At 62.8% G+C, this 19,721-nt stretch carries 21 protein-coding genes; 11 read left to right on the top strand and 10 right to left on the bottom strand.

Features of this window, described 5'->3' with window-relative positions; all coding sequences use genetic code 11:
* Window positions 1-17: 17 nt before the first annotated feature.
* The 5 genes from ACMGF8_RS20285 to ACMGF8_RS20265 form a co-directional block, all read right to left on the bottom strand.
* Window positions 18-950: an NAD-dependent epimerase/dehydratase family protein gene (locus ACMGF8_RS20285; protein WP_102865066.1), complete on the bottom strand. Its 933-nt coding sequence runs from the start codon at window positions 948-950 to the stop codon at window positions 18-20.
* A gap of 355 nt (window positions 951-1,305) precedes the next feature.
* Window positions 1,306-2,349 carry a sensor histidine kinase gene (locus tag ACMGF8_RS20280; protein WP_102865067.1) on the bottom strand — a complete coding sequence of 348 codons (1,044 nt, stop codon included), beginning with the start codon at window positions 2,347-2,349 and terminating at the stop codon, window positions 1,306-1,308.
* A 10-nt stretch (window positions 2,350-2,359) separates the two neighbouring features.
* A complete protein-coding gene (locus tag ACMGF8_RS20275) occupies window positions 2,360-3,820 on the bottom strand; it encodes an ATPase domain-containing protein (protein ID WP_207167898.1) in 1,461 nt (486 codons plus the stop codon).
* Window positions 3,817-4,251 carry a hypothetical protein gene (locus tag ACMGF8_RS20270; RefSeq protein WP_240321997.1) on the bottom strand — a complete coding sequence of 145 codons (435 nt, stop codon included), beginning with the start codon at window positions 4,249-4,251 and terminating at the stop codon, window positions 3,817-3,819. Before ACMGF8_RS20270 ends, ACMGF8_RS20275 begins: the two co-directional genes overlap by 4 nt.
* 82 nt (window positions 4,252-4,333) lie before the next feature.
* Window positions 4,334-4,534: a hypothetical protein gene (locus tag ACMGF8_RS20265; RefSeq protein WP_102865069.1), complete on the bottom strand. Its 201-nt coding sequence runs from the start codon at window positions 4,532-4,534 to the stop codon at window positions 4,334-4,336.
* Window positions 4,535-5,046: 512 nt separating this feature from the next.
* On the opposite strand from ACMGF8_RS20265, the gene gltS reads away from it, so the two are divergent.
* Complete coding sequence (gene gltS, locus ACMGF8_RS20260; RefSeq protein ID WP_102865070.1) at window positions 5,047-6,258, top strand: sodium/glutamate symporter; 1,212 nt, start codon at window positions 5,047-5,049, stop codon at window positions 6,256-6,258.
* A 97-nt stretch (window positions 6,259-6,355) separates the two neighbouring features.
* Here gltS and ACMGF8_RS20255 read toward each other — a convergent pair whose 3' ends face one another.
* Window positions 6,356-6,499 carry a hypothetical protein gene (locus ACMGF8_RS20255; RefSeq protein WP_162884047.1) on the bottom strand — a complete coding sequence of 48 codons (144 nt, stop codon included), beginning with the start codon at window positions 6,497-6,499 and terminating at the stop codon, window positions 6,356-6,358.
* A 177-nt stretch (window positions 6,500-6,676) separates the two neighbouring features.
* Here ACMGF8_RS20255 and ACMGF8_RS20250 point away from each other — a divergent pair, with 177 nt between their 5' ends.
* From ACMGF8_RS20250 to ACMGF8_RS20240, 3 genes are read left to right on the top strand one after another with little or no spacing between them, the layout of a single operon-like run.
* Window positions 6,677-7,387, top strand: a complete 711-nt coding sequence (locus ACMGF8_RS20250; RefSeq protein ID WP_102865071.1) for an SDR family oxidoreductase — start codon at window positions 6,677-6,679, stop codon at window positions 7,385-7,387.
* Complete coding sequence (locus ACMGF8_RS20245; protein WP_115580013.1) at window positions 7,381-8,928, top strand: cryptochrome/photolyase family protein; 1,548 nt, start codon at window positions 7,381-7,383, stop codon at window positions 8,926-8,928. Before ACMGF8_RS20250 ends, ACMGF8_RS20245 begins: the two co-directional genes overlap by 7 nt.
* The gene (locus ACMGF8_RS20240; RefSeq protein WP_082729243.1) at window positions 8,925-9,068 is read left to right on the top strand and encodes a DUF2256 domain-containing protein; all 144 of its coding nucleotides are present in this window, start codon (window positions 8,925-8,927) and stop codon (window positions 9,066-9,068) included. The genes ACMGF8_RS20245 and ACMGF8_RS20240 overlap by 4 nt, the downstream gene beginning before the upstream one ends.
* Before the next feature lie 12 nt (window positions 9,069-9,080).
* Here the strand turns inward: ACMGF8_RS20240 and ACMGF8_RS20235 are convergent, their stop codons facing one another.
* Window positions 9,081-9,422, bottom strand: coding sequence for a hypothetical protein (locus ACMGF8_RS20235; protein WP_207815132.1), 342 nt, complete (start codon window positions 9,420-9,422; stop codon window positions 9,081-9,083).
* A gap of 197 nt (window positions 9,423-9,619) precedes the next feature.
* Between ACMGF8_RS20235 and ACMGF8_RS20230 the strand changes: the two genes are divergently transcribed.
* A complete protein-coding gene (locus tag ACMGF8_RS20230; RefSeq protein WP_416757010.1) occupies window positions 9,620-9,928 on the top strand; it encodes a hypothetical protein in 309 nt (102 codons plus the stop codon).
* Here the strand turns inward: ACMGF8_RS20230 and ACMGF8_RS20225 are convergent.
* Complete coding sequence (locus ACMGF8_RS20225) at window positions 9,889-10,332, bottom strand: nuclear transport factor 2 family protein (RefSeq protein WP_416757009.1); 444 nt, start codon at window positions 10,330-10,332, stop codon at window positions 9,889-9,891. The genes ACMGF8_RS20230 and ACMGF8_RS20225 overlap by 40 nt on opposite strands.
* Window positions 10,333-10,470: 138 nt before the next feature.
* Here ACMGF8_RS20225 and ACMGF8_RS20220 point away from each other — a divergent pair, with 138 nt between their 5' ends.
* The 3 genes from ACMGF8_RS20220 to ACMGF8_RS20210 all read left to right on the top strand — a co-directional run bounded on the left by ACMGF8_RS20220 (window position 10,471) and on the right by ACMGF8_RS20210 (window position 13,808).
* Window positions 10,471-11,091 carry a TetR/AcrR family transcriptional regulator gene (locus tag ACMGF8_RS20220; protein ID WP_102865076.1) on the top strand — a complete coding sequence of 207 codons (621 nt, stop codon included), beginning with the start codon at window positions 10,471-10,473 and terminating at the stop codon, window positions 11,089-11,091.
* Between the two features lie 208 nt (window positions 11,092-11,299).
* Entirely contained in the window at window positions 11,300-11,680 is a 381-nt protein-coding gene (locus ACMGF8_RS20215) for a RidA family protein (RefSeq protein ID WP_102865077.1), read from the top strand.
* Window positions 11,681-11,804: 124 nt separating this feature from the next.
* Complete coding sequence (locus ACMGF8_RS20210; protein WP_250330253.1) at window positions 11,805-13,808, top strand: peptidase U32 family protein; 2,004 nt, start codon at window positions 11,805-11,807, stop codon at window positions 13,806-13,808.
* 19 nt (window positions 13,809-13,827) lie between these two features.
* Here ACMGF8_RS20210 and ACMGF8_RS20205 read toward each other — a convergent pair whose 3' ends face one another.
* Window positions 13,828-14,709 carry a LysR family transcriptional regulator gene (locus ACMGF8_RS20205; RefSeq protein WP_416757008.1) on the bottom strand — a complete coding sequence of 294 codons (882 nt, stop codon included), beginning with the start codon at window positions 14,707-14,709 and terminating at the stop codon, window positions 13,828-13,830.
* Window positions 14,710-14,889: 180 nt separating this feature from the next.
* Between ACMGF8_RS20205 and ACMGF8_RS20200 the strand changes: the two genes are divergently transcribed.
* From ACMGF8_RS20200 to ACMGF8_RS20190, 3 genes are all read left to right on the top strand, one after another.
* Window positions 14,890-15,954: an SDR family oxidoreductase gene (locus ACMGF8_RS20200; RefSeq protein ID WP_416760343.1), complete on the top strand. Its 1,065-nt coding sequence runs from the start codon at window positions 14,890-14,892 to the stop codon at window positions 15,952-15,954.
* A 17-nt stretch (window positions 15,955-15,971) separates the two neighbouring features.
* On the top strand, window positions 15,972-16,508 hold the full coding sequence (locus ACMGF8_RS20195) for a histidine phosphatase family protein (RefSeq protein WP_416760341.1): 537 nt from the start codon (window positions 15,972-15,974) through the stop codon (window positions 16,506-16,508).
* 176 nt (window positions 16,509-16,684) lie between these two features.
* Window positions 16,685-17,392 carry a peptidoglycan DD-metalloendopeptidase family protein gene (locus ACMGF8_RS20190; RefSeq protein WP_102879395.1) on the top strand — a complete coding sequence of 236 codons (708 nt, stop codon included), beginning with the start codon at window positions 16,685-16,687 and terminating at the stop codon, window positions 17,390-17,392.
* A gap of 91 nt (window positions 17,393-17,483) precedes the next feature.
* On the opposite strand, the gene ACMGF8_RS20185 is transcribed toward ACMGF8_RS20190, so the two are convergent.
* Complete coding sequence (locus ACMGF8_RS20185; RefSeq protein WP_416757007.1) at window positions 17,484-19,676, bottom strand: KAP family P-loop NTPase fold protein; 2,193 nt, start codon at window positions 19,674-19,676, stop codon at window positions 17,484-17,486.
* Between the last annotated feature and the right edge of the window lie 45 nt (window positions 19,677-19,721).

Below are 19,721 nucleotides of genomic sequence, written 5' to 3'. Positions count from 1 at the left end.
TGTGCAAGCCCGCAAAGCTAAAGACTGCGGTACAGCCTAGCCAAGCCTTCGGTCAGGCTGGTGGGCGTGCCCAGGTCGAAGCGCTCCAACAAACGCCGGTTGTCAGCCTTGGAATGGCGGATATCGCCAGAACGGGCCGCCCCATGGCTGACGTTCAGAGGTTGGCCGCTGATCTGTTCCAGGGCGGCAATCAGGTCATTGAGGGTGGTCACGCCGCTGAGGCCGACGTTGGTGGCATCGGCTGCAGGTGCCGGGTGTTCAAGGCCCTGGACCAGGATCTTCACCAAGTCCTCAACATAGACAAAGTCGCGGGTTTGGCCACCATCACCGAACACGGTGATGGGGCGTGCGCTCTTGGCCCGTTCGCTGAAGATGCTGATTACGCCGGAGTACGGCGACGATGGGTCCTGGCGCGGCCCGAAGATATTGAAGAAGCGCAGGATGACCGGCTCCAGGCCATGCTGGCGGCGGTAGAAATCCAGGTAGTACTCGCTGGCGAGCTTGTCCGCCGCATAGGGCGTGAGGGGAGACTTGGGCGTGTCTTCGTTGATCGGGGTGCCCTCCCCGTTATTGCCATAGACCGCAGCACTGGACGCAAACACCACTCGACGGATGCCGGCGGCGACCATGGCCTCGCACACCCGCAGCGTGCCGATGAAGTTGCTCTGGTGGGTGCGCACCGGGTCCTCGACCGAGGCCTGGACCGAAGCGACAGCCGCCAAGTGCACCACCGCGCCGCAGCCGTGCATGGCTTCTGCCAGGGCCGCGGCATCGGCCACATCCCCCACTACAAGTTGCAGTTGCGGATTGTCCATCGGCAGATTGCTGACCTTGCCGGTCGAAAGGTCATCCAGAACCCGGACCCCATAGCCTTTGGCCAACAGCGCATCAACCAGGTGAGAACCGATGAAGCCTGCGCCCCCTGTCACCAGTATCCGTTCAGTAGACATAGATCATCCCGAAGAAAAATATCGCAGCTGCGCCGTTTGAAACTAGCACACCCACTGAATACGCCATGGCTATTAGCCCCTATGGCCAATATTTCCCTGGTTACTCACGCTTATTCAAAGGCTGAAACGCGTTTCTGGAAGAACTCCCGAAACCATGACGTCAAAAAAACATCAACAAAATCAAGCGTTCAGCGGCCGGATACTGGGATAAAAAGACTGTTGCGTCAATATTGCGTCGATCTATTATTTTTTCATCTACAGAGCTAAACAGAGGCCAATATATTGACGATTTAGCGTTTCAAGGCTCTGGATCAAGGCTGTCAGCCTTGACAGTGATGGCATCAGGCGATCACCGCTACGGGTTGGGGGTGGAAATTAAATCGCTCACCAGGGGCAGAATCACGACGAAGCGACTGCCTTTGCCGCTGCCTTCGCTCATGCCTTGCACTGTTCCGCCATGGGCTTCCACCAGTTCGCGCACCACCGTCAGGCCGATGCCCAGCCCGGCGCCATTGAAGCCGATAGCATGGGCGTCCTGAATGAAGGGTTCGAAGATAAACGGCAGGGCTTTGGCAGAAATGCCAATACCGTTATCGCAAACCGTCAGTTGCACGGCATCGCCCCGGGTGCTGACCGAAAGCGTCACCTGCCCCTCTGCGGGGGTGTATTTGGCCGCATTGCCCAGCAGGTTGCCGAGAATCTGCTTGAGACGCACCGGGTCGCCTTCGACCGGCAATGGGTCATCCGGTCGCTGGGCACTGAAGTGCAGATGCCGGGCCTTCATCAAGGGTCTGCAGGTCTCGATGGCGTCATCGACAATCTGCCTCAAGTCCAGCACCTGGCGATCCAGATGCAGCTTGCCGGTGCTGACCCGAGAGACATCCAGCAGATCATCCACAAGTCGCGACATATGCTGCACCTGACCTTCGATCAGTGCCTGCATTCGTGGCAGCTCTTCACTGGGGACCCGGGCCAGGCGGCCGGCAATCATGCTGATGGGCGTCAGTGGGTGGCGCAGTTCATGGGCCACCAGCACCAGGATGTGCCGCTGTTGCTCCAGCAGTTGCTCGGCGGTGGCCTGCAGGTGTTGCGCGCTGAGCGCTGCAATCACCAACTGCTCATTGGCTTCGCGCATCTCCAGGCTCAACGGCTGCTCCTGCTGGATGCGCAGGGCTTCCTGCGCGCTGGACTGCGCCAGCAGGATGGCCTGTACCAGTTGCTGATTGGCCTCGATCAGTTGCTCGATGTACTGGCTATCGCCGACCCGGGTGCTGGCTTCGCCCAGTTCTTTTTGCAACGACGCCAGAACTGCGCGCGCCTGGACGATTTTCTGGCCGAGGAGCAACAGTTCACGAGCCGCCGTGGCGGCCTGGTCGGTCTTGCCATTGACCTCGTTCATCGTTTTCTACTCACACCTCGCCTTTGTCCACGTGCTGCCGAGTGGGACGACCGCCGAGCAGGCCTTCCTGATCAGGCAGCATTTCGCCGATCTGCAAGCCGTCATCATCGATGTGGTACAGGCGCAGCTCATCGGAATGAGCGCTGGCCCGCACCTTGACCACCGCCATGATGCGCTGCAAACGGCTTTGCACTTCGATGTAGCGCTGGACGATGATGGCATCGGTGAGAAACGCTGTACCGTAGGGACTGAAGCGCAGGTCGGTGTAGCGATCTTCCAACTCCGAGGTCAGCAGCACGGTAATGCCGGCACTGGTCAGCGCGCTGACCATCCGCGCCAGAGATTCGCGAAAATCCTCGCGAAACGTCGGCGCCACGGCCAGCTCGAAGCCGGACAGAGAATCCACCACCACTCGGGTCGCCTTGATCCGGGTGATTTCGGTCAACAGCAGATGGACTATTTCATCAATCGACAAATCAGCGGCCCGGCTGTCCACCAGGCCAACCTGGCCACTGTGGATCAGGGCGGCCAGGGTGGGGTTCTGCGAATGGTTGGGTCGTTGCTCGAACACCGCAATCACGCCGGTTTCACCGTTGCGCGCGCCTTCGGCGAGGAAGGTCGCCGCCAGAATGCTCTTGCCCGAGCCCGACGGTCCGGCCACCAGCAGCGAATACCCCTGCGGCAGGCCGCCACCGAGCATGTCGTCAAGACGCGCAACGCCCATCTTCAGGCGCTTGATGGGGAACTCCAGTGGCGTTTCAACGGTGCCGATGGCCGCCGGTGCAAAGACCCGGACTCCCGAAGTGGCGATGCGAAAAGTGTGCAGTCCTGGCAGCGTCGGCTGGCCGCGCATCTTCATGATTTCCATCTTGCGCACCATGGAGTTGCGCTGAACGCTCTGACGCAACCAGATCAAGCCGTCGGCAACGGTGAACACCGGGTTGGTGTCGGTTTCATTGAAGTATTCACCGATGAGGAAGGTGGTCGCCTGCCATGTGGTCATCAACATGCCCAACTGCTGGACGAACAGCGGCAGGTTGTTGTTGGGGTTGTCCCGGGTCTGGCTTGCCAGCACCACCGAACGGAAGGAATCGACGAACACCAACCCCGGCGAGTGAGCCTGGACCTCACTGACGATGCGCCGCAGTACCTCATCCAGGTCGCCGGCCTGGGTGTCGTCGGCCAGGTTGATGTAGTGAATCGACTGGTTGATCGCTGCGCTATCGAAAAAGTCGAACTGTTGCTGATAGCGGAGCATCTTCAACGGCGGCTCCCCGAGCACCGTAAAGAACAGCGCCGGACGCTGCGGCGTCGCCAGGGCGAACATCATCTGGTGAGCCAGGGTGGTCTTGCCGCAGCCCGGCGGGCCGGCGATCAGATTGAACGAAAACTCCGGCAATCCTCCGCCCAGCACCTCGTCCAGTCCTGGCACGCCAGTGGCCAAGCGATTGATCGTGACTTTGCTGCTCATGGCGCATGTTCCTGCGAAGGGGGATCGCTCAAGAAAGGCTCCCACACGCCACTCAGCAAGCGTGCAGTGAGCGAGGGACCAATCAGCGTGGTCAGCAGTTCATAGAAGGTGGTGAGCATCACTTCACCGAAAAACAGGGCCTCGGCCGGGCTTTGCTCTATGAGTACCGACTTGAGGGCCGTCAGGTTCAATTCGGCCTGTAGCCCGTCATAGAGGCCGGCCAGGCGCGGTTGCGCCGAGATGCACAGATGAAGGCTGCGGCAGTAAAGAGCGGCAACTCCCTGCTCACCGATAATCGGCGTAAGGGCGAGGCTCATGCGCTGCAAGGTTGAGACAATCGCCTGAGCGATGCTTGCAACGTCAGCCTCCGGGCCAACACTTCGCGCCAGAGAAGCTACGAACTGGCGGCTCTCTTCGCTTAGCGTGGACATGGCTGGCTGATAGTGAGTGAGAAGAATTCCATGGTACACCCTATAGCCGCGTATAGAAGCGCTATTGCATGCGGCCCTGTCCCTACAAAGAGGGCTCCGGGGCCTGGCTGCTGAGAAACAGCGTCCAGGCCTCAAAAGCCTGTTGATGCCTGCGGGTTGCGTTCTCCCACTCCGGCCCGCAGGTCTGTCGTGCGGAAACCAGCATCATCATGCTCGTCGTTGCAGCATCCAGCTCAAGTAGCAGCTTGTACGCCTCAAGCCGGAAATCATCGACGGACTTCATGGTTTGTCCCTGGTGGCGACACGTCTGGACGAAGAAATCTTGTTCCTTCTGCCGTGGAGTGCCTGCAAAACCAGTAGTTCAAATCGATCCTGCTCGGGAATGCGCCCTCGCCTGATCTCGCCCCTGATCAGACATTTCTTAAAAAACCGCTTTCCACGCACGCCGGGGCCTCTGTTAATCCGCTCTTAACGCCAGCGCAATGCAATCAGCCCGCCATTGCGGGCGCAAAGTGCAGGCGTGAATCAATGGCTTGAAAACCTCCCACGCAGAACACCGGACCGACTACCGGCCGCGGCGCGACCACTCAATGCGCCTGCCGCTGCGTGCAACAGCCTTATCCAACGGCCCGACTTGATTGATCGGCGCCAGGCAATGTGCGTGGCTATCCGTGCAGGTCGCAAGCCAGTAACCGCCGTCCAGCCCGCAATCAATCAGGTTGAGGCCTCTCAACCCTAGCCGCTGGCGCGACTGGCTGACAGTGCGTCCAGAAACCCAGACTGAGGAGTGTGCGAATGGTCCAACTGGACTTCTATGGAACCCTGGTGGCCGCATCGTTGGTGCTGTTACTGGGGCGTGGCCTTGTCACCCGAGTCGGTTTCTTGCGTGCCTACAATATTCCCGAACCTGTGGCCGGAGGCTTGGTGGTGGCCTTGCTGCTTCTGCTGCTGCGGGGTATGGGGGACATGGAAGTCAGCATTGATACCTCGCTCCAGGCGCCCTTGATGCTGGCCTTCTTTGCCACCATTGGCCTGAGCGCAGACTTTGCCAGCCTGAAAAAAGGTGGGCGCAACCTGACGGTATTCCTGCTGCTGGTGACCGGTTTTCTGCTGGTACAGAACGCCATGGGCATCGGTCTGGCCAAGGCGCTGGGGCTTGATCCCTTGATGGGGCTGTTGACCGGCTCTGTGACACTGTCCGGCGGTCACGGCACGGGTGGAGCCTGGGGCGCAGTGTTCAAGGAGCAATATGGCCTGGCCTCGGCCCCCGAAATCGCCATGGCCTCGGCCACCTTCGGCCTGGTGCTGGGGGGCTTGATCGGCGGTCCGGTCGCCCGCCTGCTGGTCAAGCGGGTGCAAACCCCTGGGGCCGTACAAGGCGAACCGCGCTTGCCCAGAGGCTATGAGCAGCCCTACAAGGAGCGGCAGATCACCGCGCTGAGTTTCATCGAGACCCTGGCCCTGGTTGCCATCAGCCTCCAGGCCGGGAGTTTTCTCAGCGGCTTGATCCAGGGCACGGCGCTGGAACTGCCGACCTTCGTCTGCGTGCTGTTCGTCGGGGTGGTATTGCGCAATGGCCTGTCGGCGCTGGGCTGGCATCAGGTCTTCGATCAGGAAGTGTCGCTGCTGGGCAACGTGAGCCTCTCGCTGTTCCTGGCGATTGCCTTGATGTCGCTGCGGCTGTGGGATCTGGCCAGCCTGGCCCTGCCCATCCTGATTCTGCTGGCCGTGCAGACCCTGGTGATGGCGCTGTTTGCGATCTTCGTCACCTTCCGCGTCATGGGCCGCAACTATGACGCTGCGGTCCTGGCTGCCGGCCATTGCGGTTTCGGGCTAGGCGCGACGCCGACGGCCATTGCCAATATGCAGGCGGTGACCCAGCGCTACGGGCCATCGCCGATGGCATTCCTGGTGGTGCCGATGGTGGGGGCATTTTTTATCGACATCAGCAACGCCATCGTGATCAAGCTGTACCTGGCGCTGCCTTGGCTGGGGGTTGCTGCTTGATGGAGCGCTCCGCCCGCCGGACTCCTGTGCCGGCGGGCGAATCATGATCAGCACAGCCATAGAGCAAAGCTGTACAGCACAATCGCACACGTACAACCTAATCGAGCGGCTGCTGCTCTTCGCCGCCCAGACAGGCACTGGCCTTGCGCATCGGTCGCCGCACCCTCGGCCAGCGCCGGCGCAGGCAAAGGAACAGCGCCACGACCAATACCAGGCCAAGCATCAAGCAAAAACCCCACATTGCCCTCTCCTTCCATTGCCGAAGCCGGCAGCGGCTTCACCCTGAAGACTTTTTAGCCGCAATCGCTGCAAAAATCCTGTACAAAATCAAATTTTATGTACAACTATTACTCATGGATTTTGACAGTGCGAGCAGGGAGTCAGGCTCGCTGCCACGTCAATCGGTGGGTAAAACACAATGAGCACTACCTTGAACATGCAGTCCCTGGGTGCGGGCTATCGTGCTCTGGTGATTGGCGCCAGCGGCGCGCTGGGCTCGGCCTTTTGCCAGTGGCTCGAAGAGGACCCGCGCTGCGCCGGGGTGCGCGCCCTGTCCCGCGGCACGCTTCCCGCGCTCGACCTTGAACAGCCCGACAGCATTGCCCGGGCCGCCGCCGAATTGGCGGATGAGGCGCCCTACCAGCTGATTGTGCATGCCGCCGGGCTGCTGCATCGCGCCGACATCAAACCGGAAAAAACCTACGCCGCCCTTGAAGACCAGGCGCTCAAGGCCGTGTTCCAGGTCAATGCCGTGGGCCCGGCCCTGGTCCTGCGGCACTTTCTGCCCTTGCTGGCGCCCCAGGGCGCGATGGCGCTGCTGTCGGCCAAGGTCGGCAGCATCAGCGACAACCGCTTGGGCGGCTGGTACGCCTATCGCGCCTCCAAGGCCGCGCTGAACATGCTGGTTAAAACCGCGGCCATCGAACTGGCGCGAACCCGGCCCGGGGCCCGCCTGCTCAGCCTGCATCCCGGCACGGTGGTGTCGCAGCTGTCGCAACCGTTTCGCGGCTCCGCGGCGGCGCGGCCGGCCAGCGTGGCGGCCTGGGAGCTGCTGACGCTGATCGACCGCCTGAGTGCGGCCGACAGCGGCCAGTTCTTTGCCTACGACGGCGAGCGTCTGCCATGGTAAGCGCCGGTACTGGCGGCCGACTGGGGCTGGTGCTGGGCGACCAGTTGTCGTTCGACCTGGAGTTGCTCAAGGTCCTGGACCCGGCCCACGACACACTGCTGATGGCCGAAGTCGACAGCGAAGCGCGGTATGTCCGGCATCATCCACAGAAAATCCTGCTGATCTTCAGCGCCATGCGCCACTTTGCCGAGCGCTTGCGCGAGCAAGGCTGGCGGGTGATTTACGTCAAGCTGGACGACCCTGACAACAGCGGCAGCCTTCCTGGCGAGTTGCGGCGCTGGCAGACGGCCCTCGGCGCGGCTCAACTGCATGTCACCGAGTGCGGAGAATGGCGACTGGAACAGGCCCTGCGCGATGCCGGCCTGCCCCTGACCGTTCATGTGGATCGGCGGTTCCTGTGTTCGCGCGAAGCGTTCCGTGATTGGGCGGCCGGGCGGACGTCGTTGCGCATGGAATATTTCTACCGCGAGATGCGCAGGCAAAGCGGCCTGCTGCTGGAGCCCGACGGGCGCCCCTGCGGTGGCACCTGGAACCTCGATGCCGACAACCGCAAGGCCCTGCCCCGGGGCTTGCGCGGGCCCTTTGCGGCGCGCTTCGGCCACGACGCCATTACCCGCGAGGTACTCCAACTGGTGGGCCAGCGCTTCAGCGATCACTACGGTGACCTGGCGCGCTTCGACTATCCGGTGACCCACGAGCAGGCGCAGGAGCTGTGGCAGCACTTCCTCGACTTTTCCCTGGCCGCGTTCGGCGATTACCAGGACGCCATGGCCGAGGGCGAGCCCTTTCTGTTTCATGCGCGGATCAGCGCCGCGCTGAACATCGGCCTGCTGGATGTGCGCCAGCTCTGCGCCGATGTCGAGCGTGCCTACCGCGAGAACCGGGTGGCACTGAATGCCGCGGAGGGTTTCATCCGCCAACTGATCGGCTGGCGTGAATATGTACGCGGCATCTACTGGCTGCGCATGCCGGAATACGCCGAGCTCAACGGCCTGGGCAATACCCGGGCCCTGCCGGAGTTCTACTGGAGCGGCGCCACCGACATGCGCTGCATGTCCCAGGCCATCGGCCAGACCCTGGAACTGGGTTACGCCCACCATATCCAGCGGCTGATGGTCACCGGCAATTTTGCCCTGCTGGCCGGCATCGCCCCCAAGGCCATCTGCGACTGGTACCTGGCGGTCTACCTGGATGCCTTCGACTGGGTCGAACTGCCCAATACCCTGGGCATGGTGATGCACGCCGACGGCGGCTACCTGGGCTCCAAGCCCTATTGCGCCAGCGGTCGTTATATCCAGCGGATGTCCGACTACTGCGGCGGCTGCCGTTACCGGGTGGACCAGGCCACCGGCAGCGATGCCTGCCCGTTCAATGCCCTGTACTGGCATTTCCTGATGCGCCACCAGGAGCAACTGAGCGCCAATCCGCGCCTGGCGCTGACCTATCGCAACCTGCAGCGCATGGACGCCCCGCGCCGGGACGCCATCTGGCAACGGGGCGAGGAGTTACTGGCGCGCCTGGACGCTGGAGAGGCCCTGTGAAGAAGTCCGAACTGCCGCGCAAGGACTGCGCCGCCTGCGGCCGGCCCTTTACCTGGCGCAAGCGCTGGGCGCGTTGCTGGGATGAGGTGCGCTGGTGTTCCGAACGCTGTCGCCGCAGCGCCCGCGCCAGGCAGCCATGAGCCCTGGGCAGGCTACAGGCAGTCTTGCGCGGCCTTTTCGAAATGGGACGGGGCAAAGCTGGAGGCCAGCAGATGCCGCTCATAGAGGAACACCTTGCCGCCATTGGGGGCCTTGTAGGCTTCCAGTACGTTGTCCGCCACCACCTTGCTGGTGACCACGATCCGGTAGCCGCGCTGCGACTGCGAAACGGTGGCGGTCTGGTCGTTGCTCTGCAGCTTGGGGATCACGCAATCGGCGTACTGGGCGGGTGTTTTGCGGGTCTGCATGACCAGGCTCGGGTCGTTCGGCGCGGAGGCACAGCCGGCCAGCACGAGAACGGCAGAAGTCATGGCAAACAGGGGTAAAAGGCGCATCGGACAAATCCTGGAGTCAAGAACGCGGTACAGGGCGCCACGGGTTGAACCCTGCGGGCGCTATCGAGGGCGGCGATTTTCCACGGTTGACGCGTCCGACAAAATAGCTGTTTTTTGATTGTCACTATCACTTGAACCAATAGTTGCCCTCCGGCAGACTGCCCGGCAGTCCAACTACAACTAAAAAGGATTCTTGCGTGCGAACTTTTGACCTTATCCGCGATGCCGTCCTGCCCGAATTTCGCGAGCGGGTGGCCGACTACCTGATCGAGTATGAAAGCGTATTGCGCGACGACAGCGCAGAACCGCAGGCATTGCAGGCGGTTGCCTACCAACTGCGCGGCTATTTGCGCGGCCTGAACACCACTCGGGTGCTGGGAATGGCGGACTGGGAAGAGCTGGATCGGCGGGTGGTGGCGACCTGGTTGAGCCCGGCCGCCGGTGAAACCTCGAATAACCCGGCTTCTCAGGGTGCCGACGGCGCTCCCTTGCTGGCGGCGAGGTAGGCGGACAAACGCTTGCCCATTTCCTCTCCCAGGGCCTGCAGCCCACTCATGGGCCGCACCATGACCTCGAATTCGACAATCTTGCCGCCCTCGTCAAAGCGGATCATGTCGATCCCCTTGACCTGTTTGTCGCCGACCCGGGCACTGAACTCCAGCACCACGCTCAGGCCATCGGCGGTGGCCAGCTCGCGGTGATAGGCAAAATCCTCGAAGACATTGAGCACCGTGCCAAGGATGGTCGCCACGACCTGGGCTCCCGGGTAGGCGGTATGGGCCATGGGCGAACGAAACACCACCTTGGGGTCCAGCAGTCCGGGCAAGTCGTGCAGGTCTTGCCCGGCGACCATGGCGTGCCAGCGTTGCAAGGATACAGCGGCCTGGGGTTGCAGTTTCAGTTCTGACATAGGGGGCTTCCTTAAGCGGTCTTGTTGTTGTGGCGCCCAGGCTACGAGCCAATCTTAGCGCCGTCAAGATTATGGCTCATGATAAGATTTCGGCGTTTTTTTTGCCTTTCCGTCGACGCCATTCGGGGCCTTCCAAACATGACCAAGCACTCCTCGCGCTCACGGGATTCCTACCACGTGGGCAATCTGGCACCGCAACTGCTCGATGCGGCCCGGGACATGCTTGAGGAAGTCGGCCCGACCAAGCTGTCGCTGCGCGCTGTGTCCGAACGGGTCGGGGTCAGTGCCACGGCGGCCTATCACCATTACGCCAATCGCGCGGAGCTCATTGGCCACTTGGCCGCTCAAGGCTTTCACGAATTGGCCCAGGTGTTGCCCCGGGACAGTACCCAGAGCGGTCAGCACAAGTTGCGCGATGCCTGCCTGGCCTACTTCAGTTTTGCCCGCGCCAACCCGGCGCTGTACCAACTGATGTTCGGCCCCGAGTTCGCCACTGGCGAGATGCCGCCCCTCTTACTCGATGCCCGCAACCAAGCCTTTGGCGAGCTACGACGGATCATTGCCGAGATCCTCGAACTGGACATCGAACAACCCGAGGTCCGTCGGGCCGCCCTCGCCGGCTGGTCCTATACCCACGGCCTGGCGTCGCTGGTGATCCATGGCGTCCTGCACTTTCCCGCCGGCACCTCCGACCAGCGCTTCGTCGACAACACCCTGCAAGGCTTCCTGCAACTGTTCCAGGCCGGTAGCCGGGAATGAAGTTCGCTGACGACAAGCTCAGTGTCATGCTCAAAAGCGCTCCCGCAGCCGACGCGCAACGGGCCCGCGATTTGCACAGGCGCCTGAGCCTGCAAGCGTGACCTGGACGATGCATGGGAGGAGGACCGGAAAAAGACCCTCACAACTTGAACTTCAATCGGCACCCACTCATCCTTGCGAACCGTTTTCCCTCGAACAAGAGACCCCCATGGCCAACCCAGACCTCATCTTCACCCCCGACCCGGACGCGGACTCCATCTCCTCCGACGTCGCCGCGTTCAACGGCATCCTGGTTTCCACCCAGATCCCGACCCGTGCCGACGGCAGCCTGGAACTGGGGGACATCACCCTGCAGAGCGAATGCACCCTGCAGGCGCTGAAAGTGGCCCTGGAACGGGCCGGCAGTTCCATGGATCGGGTCATGCACTTGACCATCTACCTCACCGACATGGCCGACCGCGCCGCGTTCAACGAGGTCTACCAGCGTTTCTTCGCCAAGCCCTGGCCGGTGCGCGCCGCCGTTGGCGTGGCCGCTCTGGCGGTGGAAGGCATGCGCGTGGAAGTCACCGCCATGGCCGCCAAGGCCTGACGCAACGGCTGTAACCGGCGGCTGCGCGCAACGCGTGGCCGCCACCGGGCAGCATACGGATGCCGGGCACGCGTTTCGCCGCTACAATGCGCGCCTTGACCCTGATAAGCCTGACTAAAAAAACATGTCCTTGCCCAAACATCACCTGGAACTGCTCAGCCCTGCCCGCGACGTGGCCATCGCCCGCGAAGCCATCCTGCACGGCGCCGACGCGGTGTACATCGGTGGCCCGAGCTTCGGCGCCCGTCACAACGCCAGCAACGAGGTGGGCGAGATCGCCCAGTTGGTGGAGTTCGCCCGCCGCTATCACGCCCGGGTGTTCACCACCCTCAACACCATCCTCCACGACAACGAACTGGAGCCGGCACGCCAGCTGATCCATCAGTTGTACGACGCGGGTGTCGATGCGTTGATCGTCCAGGATCTGGGGGTGATGGAGCTGGATATTCCGCCCATCGAGCTGCATGCCAGCACCCAGACCGATATCCGCACCCTGGAGCGGGCCCGGTTCCTCGACCAGGCCGGTTTCTCCCAACTGGTGCTGGCCCGTGAACTGAACCTGAAAGAAATCAGCGCCATCGCCGCCGAAACCGACGCGGCCATCGAGTTCTTCATTCACGGCGCCTTGTGCGTGGCCTTTTCCGGCCAGTGCAATATCTCCCACGCCCAGACCGGTCGCAGCGCCAACCGCGGCGACTGCTCCCAGGCCTGCCGCCTGCCCTACACCCTCAAAGACGAGCACGGCGGCGTGATCGCCTACGAGAAGCACCTGCTGTCGATGAAGGACAACAACCAGAGCGCCAACATCCGCGCCCTGGTGGAAGCCGGCGTGCGCTCGTTCAAGATCGAGGGGCGCTACAAGGACATGGCCTATGTGAAGAACATCACGGCCTACTACCGCCAGCGCCTGGACGACGTCCTCGAAGACCGTCCGGACCTGGCCCGCGCCTCCAGCGGCCGCACCGCGCACTTCTTCGTCCCCGATCCGGACAAGACCTTCCACCGTGGCAGCACCGACTACTTCGTCAGCGAGCGCAAGATCGACATCGGCGCCTTCGACTCGCCGACCTTTACCGGCCTGCCAGTGGGCAGCGTGGAAAAAGTCGGCAAGCGCGACCTGCAAGTGGTGACCTTCGAGCCGCTGTCCAACGGCGACGGCCTCAACCTGCTGGTCAAGCGCGAGGTGGTGGGTTTTCGCGCCAACATCGCTGAAGCCCGCGGCGAGTTCGAAGAAGACGGTGAGAAACGTTACCGCTATCGGGTCGAGCCCAACGAGATGCCCGAAGCCCTGCAGCGCCTGCGGCCCAACCATCCGCTGAGCCGCAACCTCGATCACAACTGGCAACAGGCCCTGACCCGTACCTCCGCCGAGCGGCGCATTGGCCTGTCCTGGCTGGCCACCCTGCGGGAAGAACGCCTGCAACTGACTGCCACCAGCGAAGAAGGCATCAGCGCCAGCGTCGCCCTGGACGGTCCGTTCGGCGTGGCCAACAAACCGGAGCAGGCCCTCGGGCAACTGCAGGACCTGCTGGGGCAACTGGGCACCACCCTCTACCACGCCACGAACATCAAGCTGGATGCGCCCCAGGCGTACTTCATCCCCAATTCCCAGCTCAAGGCCCTGCGCCGGGAAGTCATCGAAGCGCTGGACACGGCCCGCGTCGCGGCTCATCCACGGGGCACGCGCAAGGCCGAAAGCAACCCGCCGCCGGTGTACCCGGAGTCGCACCTGTCGTTCCTGGCCAACGTCTACAACCAGAAGGCCCGGGACTTCTACCACCGTCACGGCGTGCAACTGATCGACGCCGCGTTCGAGGCCCACGAAGAGCACGGCGACGTGCCGGTGATGATCACCAAGCACTGCCTGCGCTTCTCCTTCAACCTGTGCCCCAAGCAGGCCAAGGGCGTGACCGGGGTGCGCACCAAGGTGGCGCCGATGCAACTGGTGCACGGTGACGAAGTGCTGACCCTGAAGTTCGATTGCAAGCCCTGCGAGATGCACGTGGTGGGCAAGATCAAGGGCCACATCCTCGACCTGCCGCTGCCCGGCAGCGCCGCCGCCGAAGCCGTCGTCGGCCACATCAGCCCCGAAGACCTGCTCAAGACCATCCCCCGCGCACCGCATTGAGTGCCGGGCCGGCGCAACCCTAAGCGGTTGCGCCGGTTGCAGCAGCCGACAGCCGCTCACCCAGCACCTGCTCCAGCACCGCGAAAAACTGCTTGATGTGCGGCTGCTTCAAGGCTTGCGGCCGGGTCACCAGGTAGACCTCCAGCGGCGCAAATGTCATGGGCGCAAACACCTCCAGCAGATCCCCGGCCAAAATCCGCGGCATCACCGCAACCCCCATCCCCTGACGCACCGCCTCGACCTGCGCACTGAACGAGTTGACCCGGATCTGCTTGCCGTCAAGGCCTGCGGCCTTGGCCGTGCGCATCGGCGGCAGGTTGTCCAGGGGCGGCAGCAGGCCGATGGTGGGGGCGGTGGCCGGGGTGATGCCCGGGCAGCGGCGCAGCAGCTCCGGGCTGGCGAACACCCCGTATTCAAGCTTGCCCAGGGCTCGATAGATCAGCGACGGCTCTCCCAGATGCGCGGTTCGCACGGCGATATCCGTCACACCGCGAGCCAGCTTGTGAAACTCGGCACTGACCTGCAATTCCACCGAGCATCCAGGGTGGACCGATGTCAGGCGCCGGGCCGCCTCGAGCACACTGGAGGCAAACCCCTCCCCGGCGCTGACCAGGATGCTGCCCTGCAGTTCGCTCTGTCGCGGCGGGTTGCCCAGGGCCCGCTGTCGCCTGAGCCCGGCCTCCGCCGCCAGGGCCACGTCCACCAGCGCCTGGCCCCGAGGGGTCAACCAGCAGCCTTCGACGCCCCGCTCCAGCAACGGCTCGCCCAGGGCCGCCTCCAGCTGGCTCAAGCGCCGGGACACCGTCGACGGCGCCACCTGCAGCAACTGCCCGGCCTGTAGCAAGCTGCCCCGTCGCCAGACCGCCAGCAACAGGCGCAGATCATCCCAATTGGCTTCCAAAGTGCTACTCCCTGCCGTCAGCTGTGCAAATTCGCAAAGCCATTATGCAGGACTCGCCATTTTTCCAGGGTCTCGTCCAAGGTATATCTAGCGCCCTCGCCTCCCCATGGAACGGATTGAATGAGCAACGCCCCCGAACACCCTGTACCCACAGACACCGATAGCGGCTATTGCCCTGAAATGCACTGCACCTTTGTCACCGGTGCCACCGGCCTGCTGGGCAACAACCTGGTACGCGAGCTGCTGGCCCGAGGCTGCAAGGTCAAGGCCCTGGTGCGTTCCAGGGCCAAGGGCGAACAACAGTTCGGTCCCCTGCACGGCCTGGAACTGGTGGTCGGCGACCTGGCCGATGTCGACGGGTTCGCCGCCGCGTTGCAGGGCTGCGACACGCTGTTTCATGCCGCAGCGTTCTTTCGCGACAATTACAAGGGCGGCAGCCACTGGGAGCAGTTGCACAAGATCAACGTCCTGGGCACGCAGCACTTGCTGGAGCGGGCCTACGGCGCCGGCATCCGCCGCGTCGTGCAGACCTCGTCGATTGCCGTGCTCAACGGCGCGCCCGGCAGCCTGATCGATGAAACCTGCCTGCGCGACCCGGCAGGCGCGGACCACTACTACCGCAGCAAGATCCTCGCCGATCGCGTCCTGCTGGCCTTTCTCGACAGCCATCCACAGATGCAGGGGTGCATGGTCCTGCCCGGCTGGATGTGGGGCCCTGGCGATATCGGGCCGACCTCCGCCGGGCAATTGCTCATGGACGTGGTGCGCGGCCGCCTGCCGGGACTGGTTCCCGGCAGCTTCTCCCTGGTCGACGCCCGGGATGTGGCCCTGGCGCAGATTGCCGCTGCCCGCTACGGACGCCGCTGCCAACGCTACCTGGCGGCGGGCCGGCACATGACCATGGCCCAGTTGGTGCCCATCATCGGGCGTATCGCCGGGGTCGCCACGCCGACACGCCCGCTGCCGGTGCCCTTGCTCTATACCCTGGCCGCCGTGCAGGAGGTCTATGCGCGCCTGACCGGCAAGCCGGTGTTGCTGAGCCTGGCGACCGTGCGCCTGATGCTTCGGGAAGCGGACCGCAGCCACTTCGACCCCAGCAAGAGCGAACAGGAACTCGAGCTGAGTTTTCGCTCCCTGGAACGCACCATTGGCGATACCCTGGCCTGGTACCGGGATCACGGCTGGATCGCCCAGGCTGCCCCCGCCTCCTCAAGCAGCACCAACAAGGACGTAGAAAGCCGTTGAACAACACCATCATTCTCATGCGTCACGGTCAGCCCCAAGGTATCGCCACCCGGAAAGTTTCCGCCCTCGACATGCAGGGCTGGATACAGGACTACGAACGTTCCGACATCGGCGGGCAACCGGCCCCGCCCTCCAGCCTGCAACTGGCCGCCAGCGCTGGGGTGATTGTCTCCAGCAACGCTCCGCGGGCCCTGGCGTCCGTCCAGGCGCTCAGGAGGGAGCCAACCCTGGTGGACCCGGTGTTTGGCGAGGCGCAACTGCCCTACGCACGCTGGAGACGACCACGCCTGTCGCCCTTTACCTGGGCCGCGATCCTGAGAATCCTCTGGGTGTGCGGTTACTCAAGGCAGGTCGAATCGGCCGCTGCGGCCCGCCAGCGCGCCGCTGTCGCCGCCCATCGATTGCAGTCCCTGGCCGGGCAACAGCCGGTGCTGTTGCTCGGTCATGGCTGGATGAACCGCCTGATCGGCAAGCAGTTGGCCGCGGCCGGCTGGAAACGCCAGCACAGCGACGGCAGTCGCTACTGGAGTGCGGCAGTCTATCGACGGCAATAGCCCGCCCGAGGCGGCCCGGGAATTCCGCCACGCCCTGAGTCCTGATGGAATTTAACGGCACCGAACACTGTCTATTACGCGCCGGTTGTCCGGCAAACGGGTATAGTTGCCGGCTTGCCCGGCGCGCTACAGGCGGCTTGGGCTACAGGACTTGGTCAGGACTTAATGGTTGCCGCGTGTTGGTAAGACTTCTATTGATTGCACTGCTGCTGGCGGTATCGGCCTGCAGCTCCAATTCCTCCAGCCCTGGCGGCACTGGGCCGCTCAAGGCTGGTGAATACCGGGTCAAGCGTGGCGACACGCTGTATTCGATCGCCAGCCGCAATGGCACCAACTGGAAGGAAGTGGCGCGGCTCAACGGCCTCAAGGCGCCCTACACCGTGGAAGTCGGCCAGGTACTGCGAGTTGGCGGCGCGACCAGGACCACCCGCGTAGTCAGCAGCAAGTCGCGCAGCACCGCCAGCAAGAGCAAGGTCAAGGCCGCACCGCCCGCCCCGCCCATGCCCAAGGTCACCCTGCAAGGCTGGAGTTGGCCGCTGCGCGGGGTGCTGATCGGCCGTTTCTCCCCCACCGGCAAGCTCAACCAGGGCATCCGCATCGCCACCACCCAGGGCCAGCCCATCCACGCCACCCTGGGCGGAAAAGTGGCGTTCGCCGGTTACATGCGCGGCTACGGCAACCTGATGATCCTCCAGCACGGCCCCTCCTACACCAGCACCTACGCCTACAACAGCCGCTTGGTGGTCAAGGAAGGCCAGATGGTGATCAAGGGCCAGAAGATTGCCGAGGCCGGGTCCCAGGACACCGACCGCGCCCAGTTGTACTTCGAGATCCGCGCCAATGGCGTACCGGTGGACCCGTTGCGGTTGCTGCCGCCGGGGTGAGTGCACCAAGCCCCCTGCGCCCAGGGCCAAGGCACGTCAACGAAACCCGGGGCAATGGCCTCTCGCGCTATTGAGCGGAGGCCGCGCGGAGTCAAATGCCTCGCAGTTCGTGCTCGATGTCATCGGGCTTGCCACTCCACCAGTCGGGAGTGTCAAGCAACCCCGGGCTTGCCACCTGCTTTTCAAGCTGCGACTTCAACTTCTTCAGATACACCCGGGTCTGGATGGTCGGCTCCAGCTGGCAGAGGGCTTGCCAAGCCAGCTGGATATATTCCAGGTAGCGCGTGGCCTGCTCTGCACAGGTAGAGGAAGACTCCCATCGATCAGTAAACGCACCAAGGTAGGACAAGGCGTTCTTCGCCAGTATTTCCCTGGCGCCCAGCTCCTGGGTGCTGCCGATCAGTTCCTTCAAGGCTGCGCATCCCAAGTCTTTACTGGCCTGGGTATACAGGGGTGAGCGCTCTTCAGTCAGTACCCACTTTAGTCGCGCATCATCCTGGCCCAGTGCATTCGCTACGCCATTGGGCAAGACGAACACCTGGATGGCACTGTGTATCAGAGGCGGCGCGAGCACCGTCCGCAACGCATCCACATAGTGCTCATATGCTCGGGCAACTTCCAAGGCAGGAACACGCAGCGTGCCCTGTATAGGCTCGGCATCCAGATACAGGCGCTGTGGATCATCGCACTGAGCGGCAATGATCGCCGCCAATCGCAGCTCGCGTTCACGAAGTGCTCTTTCCGGTTGGCTGCCGTCCTTTGAGACACTCCCATAAAAGCTCCTGATAAAGCCGATACACACGTCATATTCGCTGCGTGCCTTGAATATGGCGCCCTGAAGATCGGCCGTGTAACAGAACTCGATCAACCCCAGCAGCTCACCGGCACGGCTCAACGCTCGCTCAAAGGCTTCCCGTGAGTAGAACGAGGCGGTTCTGCCCAACTGCTCGCCATACTGGAAATTCGCCATGTTGAGCATCGCCCTGGCCACGGCAACCTCACCTTCATCGCTACGACTGGCCGCATCACGAATGAAGTCGTTGAGGGTCTGGACGTTCTGGAATTCACCCCAGGATTTCACCAACCGGGAAAACTCGGGAATGGTGAACTCCACTTCGCGGACCGCCAGGCTCATCTCATAGTGAATGTTTGCCAGAGACAGTTTGCTTCTGGCATGACCCAGCTCTTCGATCAACTTCAGCAGGCGCTTGTTCTTAATCTCATCCTTGGGAGATTGTGCGGCGTTGAGCGCTACTTGCTTGTGCTGCTCCTGTTCCTTGGTATTGGCATTGCCGAACATGTTAGCTCTGAAGGCCGAGTGGAAACCCAGCAGGTGCTCTTCAACCACCTGGGCCACCTTGGGTTCGGTCTCACGCAAGAGGGTTTGCAGGATGATTCCGCGCCAGTCCAGTTGCCCATCGGCATGTCGATCAGCCGCCGCGCCAAACACCGACAAGCTGCGGCAGATGCGTTTGGCCTGGCGCGGATTGGTGGGAAACCACTCGGCGGTCTGCGCGATGGCCGTGTCCGGCAGGAATGGGCAGCAGTATTTCAGGTTCCTGGCGACCATTCGCTGCACCTGCTTCGGGCTTGGCTCGGGCAGGGTCACCGGTACATCGATGATCTTGTCCAGAAAGTGCAGGGCCGACTCGCCGAAGGCTTCGGAATAGGAGCGAAGTGCCTTGCCCACCACGTCCTTGTCGAAGGCCAGGACAAAGACGAATCCCGGCCAGTCCAGGAGCTCGCGCAGCGTCAACAGGGTCGTCGGGAGCATCCGGGGATCGGCACGGTCGAGGTCGTCGACAAAAACAATGATGCGTCTATCGCCCAGTTGCTTGCGCAGGGCATCCAGGTCGCTTTTTTCCAGCTGCAGTATTTCGCTCAGTTTCTCGAAGACCAGCCCTGCCGCGCCGGCGGCCAAGGTTACGATTTCGCTGTAGCTGGCCGACTCGGGCAGTTTGAGGTCAGCGGTTTTATTGGCGGCTTTTTCCAGGATCTCGGCGATCTTTTTCGACTGACGCTTGGTCCAGTGCTTGAAGGGTTCGCCAACACCTGAACGTTGCAGTGTATCCGCCAGCGCCAGATAGAACTGGACGATGAACTCCTGCTCCCCGGTGGTGCGCCACGCGGGAAGCCGCACTACGATGTCGTCCTTCTCCTCGGCTATGAGCTGCAGAAAATTCAGCACGCTGGTCTTGCCGCTGCCCCACTGACCATAGAGGCCGATCCGCGCCGACCAGCCCAAGGGCGTCGCGGTGATCATGCGATAGACCAGCTTGGCCACCGGCCAGCGGTCCAGAAGGTCGTCGTCGCGTCGGGTCAGCGCCGC

Origin of the sequence: Pseudomonas sp. BNK-7 (assembly GCF_048072025.1) — a bacterium.
Taxonomy (GTDB): domain Bacteria; phylum Pseudomonadota; class Gammaproteobacteria; order Pseudomonadales; family Pseudomonadaceae; genus Aquipseudomonas; species Aquipseudomonas danubii.
This window is presented reverse-complemented; position numbering and strand designations above follow the sequence as displayed.

What these genes read in the sequence shown, in the direction of transcription:
- ACMGF8_RS20200 (WP_416760343.1), top strand. Translation starts at nt 14,890, where the DNA reads ATGCACTGCACCTTTGTCACCGGTGCCACCGGCCTGCTGGGCAACAAC.
- ACMGF8_RS20255 (WP_162884047.1), bottom strand. Translation starts at nt 6,499, where the DNA reads ATGTGGGGTTTTTGCTTGATGCTTGGCCTGGTATTGGTCGTGGCGCTG.
- ACMGF8_RS20215 (WP_102865077.1), top strand. Translation starts at nt 11,300, where the DNA reads ATGGCCAACCCAGACCTCATCTTCACCCCCGACCCGGACGCGGACTCC.
- ACMGF8_RS20225 (WP_416757009.1), bottom strand. Translation starts at nt 10,332, where the DNA reads ATGTCAGAACTGAAACTGCAACCCCAGGCCGCTGTATCCTTGCAACGC.
- ACMGF8_RS20195 (WP_416760341.1), top strand. Translation starts at nt 15,972, where the DNA reads ATGCGTCACGGTCAGCCCCAAGGTATCGCCACCCGGAAAGTTTCCGCC.
- ACMGF8_RS20250 (WP_102865071.1), top strand. Translation starts at nt 6,677, where the DNA reads ATGAGCACTACCTTGAACATGCAGTCCCTGGGTGCGGGCTATCGTGCT.
- ACMGF8_RS20285 (WP_102865066.1), bottom strand. Translation starts at nt 950, where the DNA reads ATGTCTACTGAACGGATACTGGTGACAGGGGGCGCAGGCTTCATCGGT.
- ACMGF8_RS20265 (WP_102865069.1), bottom strand. Translation starts at nt 4,534, where the DNA reads ATGAAGTCCGTCGATGATTTCCGGCTTGAGGCGTACAAGCTGCTACTT.
- ACMGF8_RS20270 (WP_240321997.1), bottom strand. Translation starts at nt 4,251, where the DNA reads ATGTCCACGCTAAGCGAAGAGAGCCGCCAGTTCGTAGCTTCTCTGGCG.
- ACMGF8_RS20210 (WP_250330253.1), top strand. Translation starts at nt 11,805, where the DNA reads ATGTCCTTGCCCAAACATCACCTGGAACTGCTCAGCCCTGCCCGCGAC.
- ACMGF8_RS20235 (WP_207815132.1), bottom strand. Translation starts at nt 9,422, where the DNA reads ATGCGCCTTTTACCCCTGTTTGCCATGACTTCTGCCGTTCTCGTGCTG.
- ACMGF8_RS20220 (WP_102865076.1), top strand. Translation starts at nt 10,471, where the DNA reads ATGACCAAGCACTCCTCGCGCTCACGGGATTCCTACCACGTGGGCAAT.
- gltS (WP_102865070.1), top strand. Translation starts at nt 5,047, where the DNA reads ATGGTCCAACTGGACTTCTATGGAACCCTGGTGGCCGCATCGTTGGTG.
- ACMGF8_RS20245 (WP_115580013.1), top strand. Translation starts at nt 7,381, where the DNA reads ATGGTAAGCGCCGGTACTGGCGGCCGACTGGGGCTGGTGCTGGGCGAC.
- ACMGF8_RS20275 (WP_207167898.1), bottom strand. Translation starts at nt 3,820, where the DNA reads ATGAGCAGCAAAGTCACGATCAATCGCTTGGCCACTGGCGTGCCAGGA.
- ACMGF8_RS20280 (WP_102865067.1), bottom strand. Translation starts at nt 2,349, where the DNA reads ATGAACGAGGTCAATGGCAAGACCGACCAGGCCGCCACGGCGGCTCGT.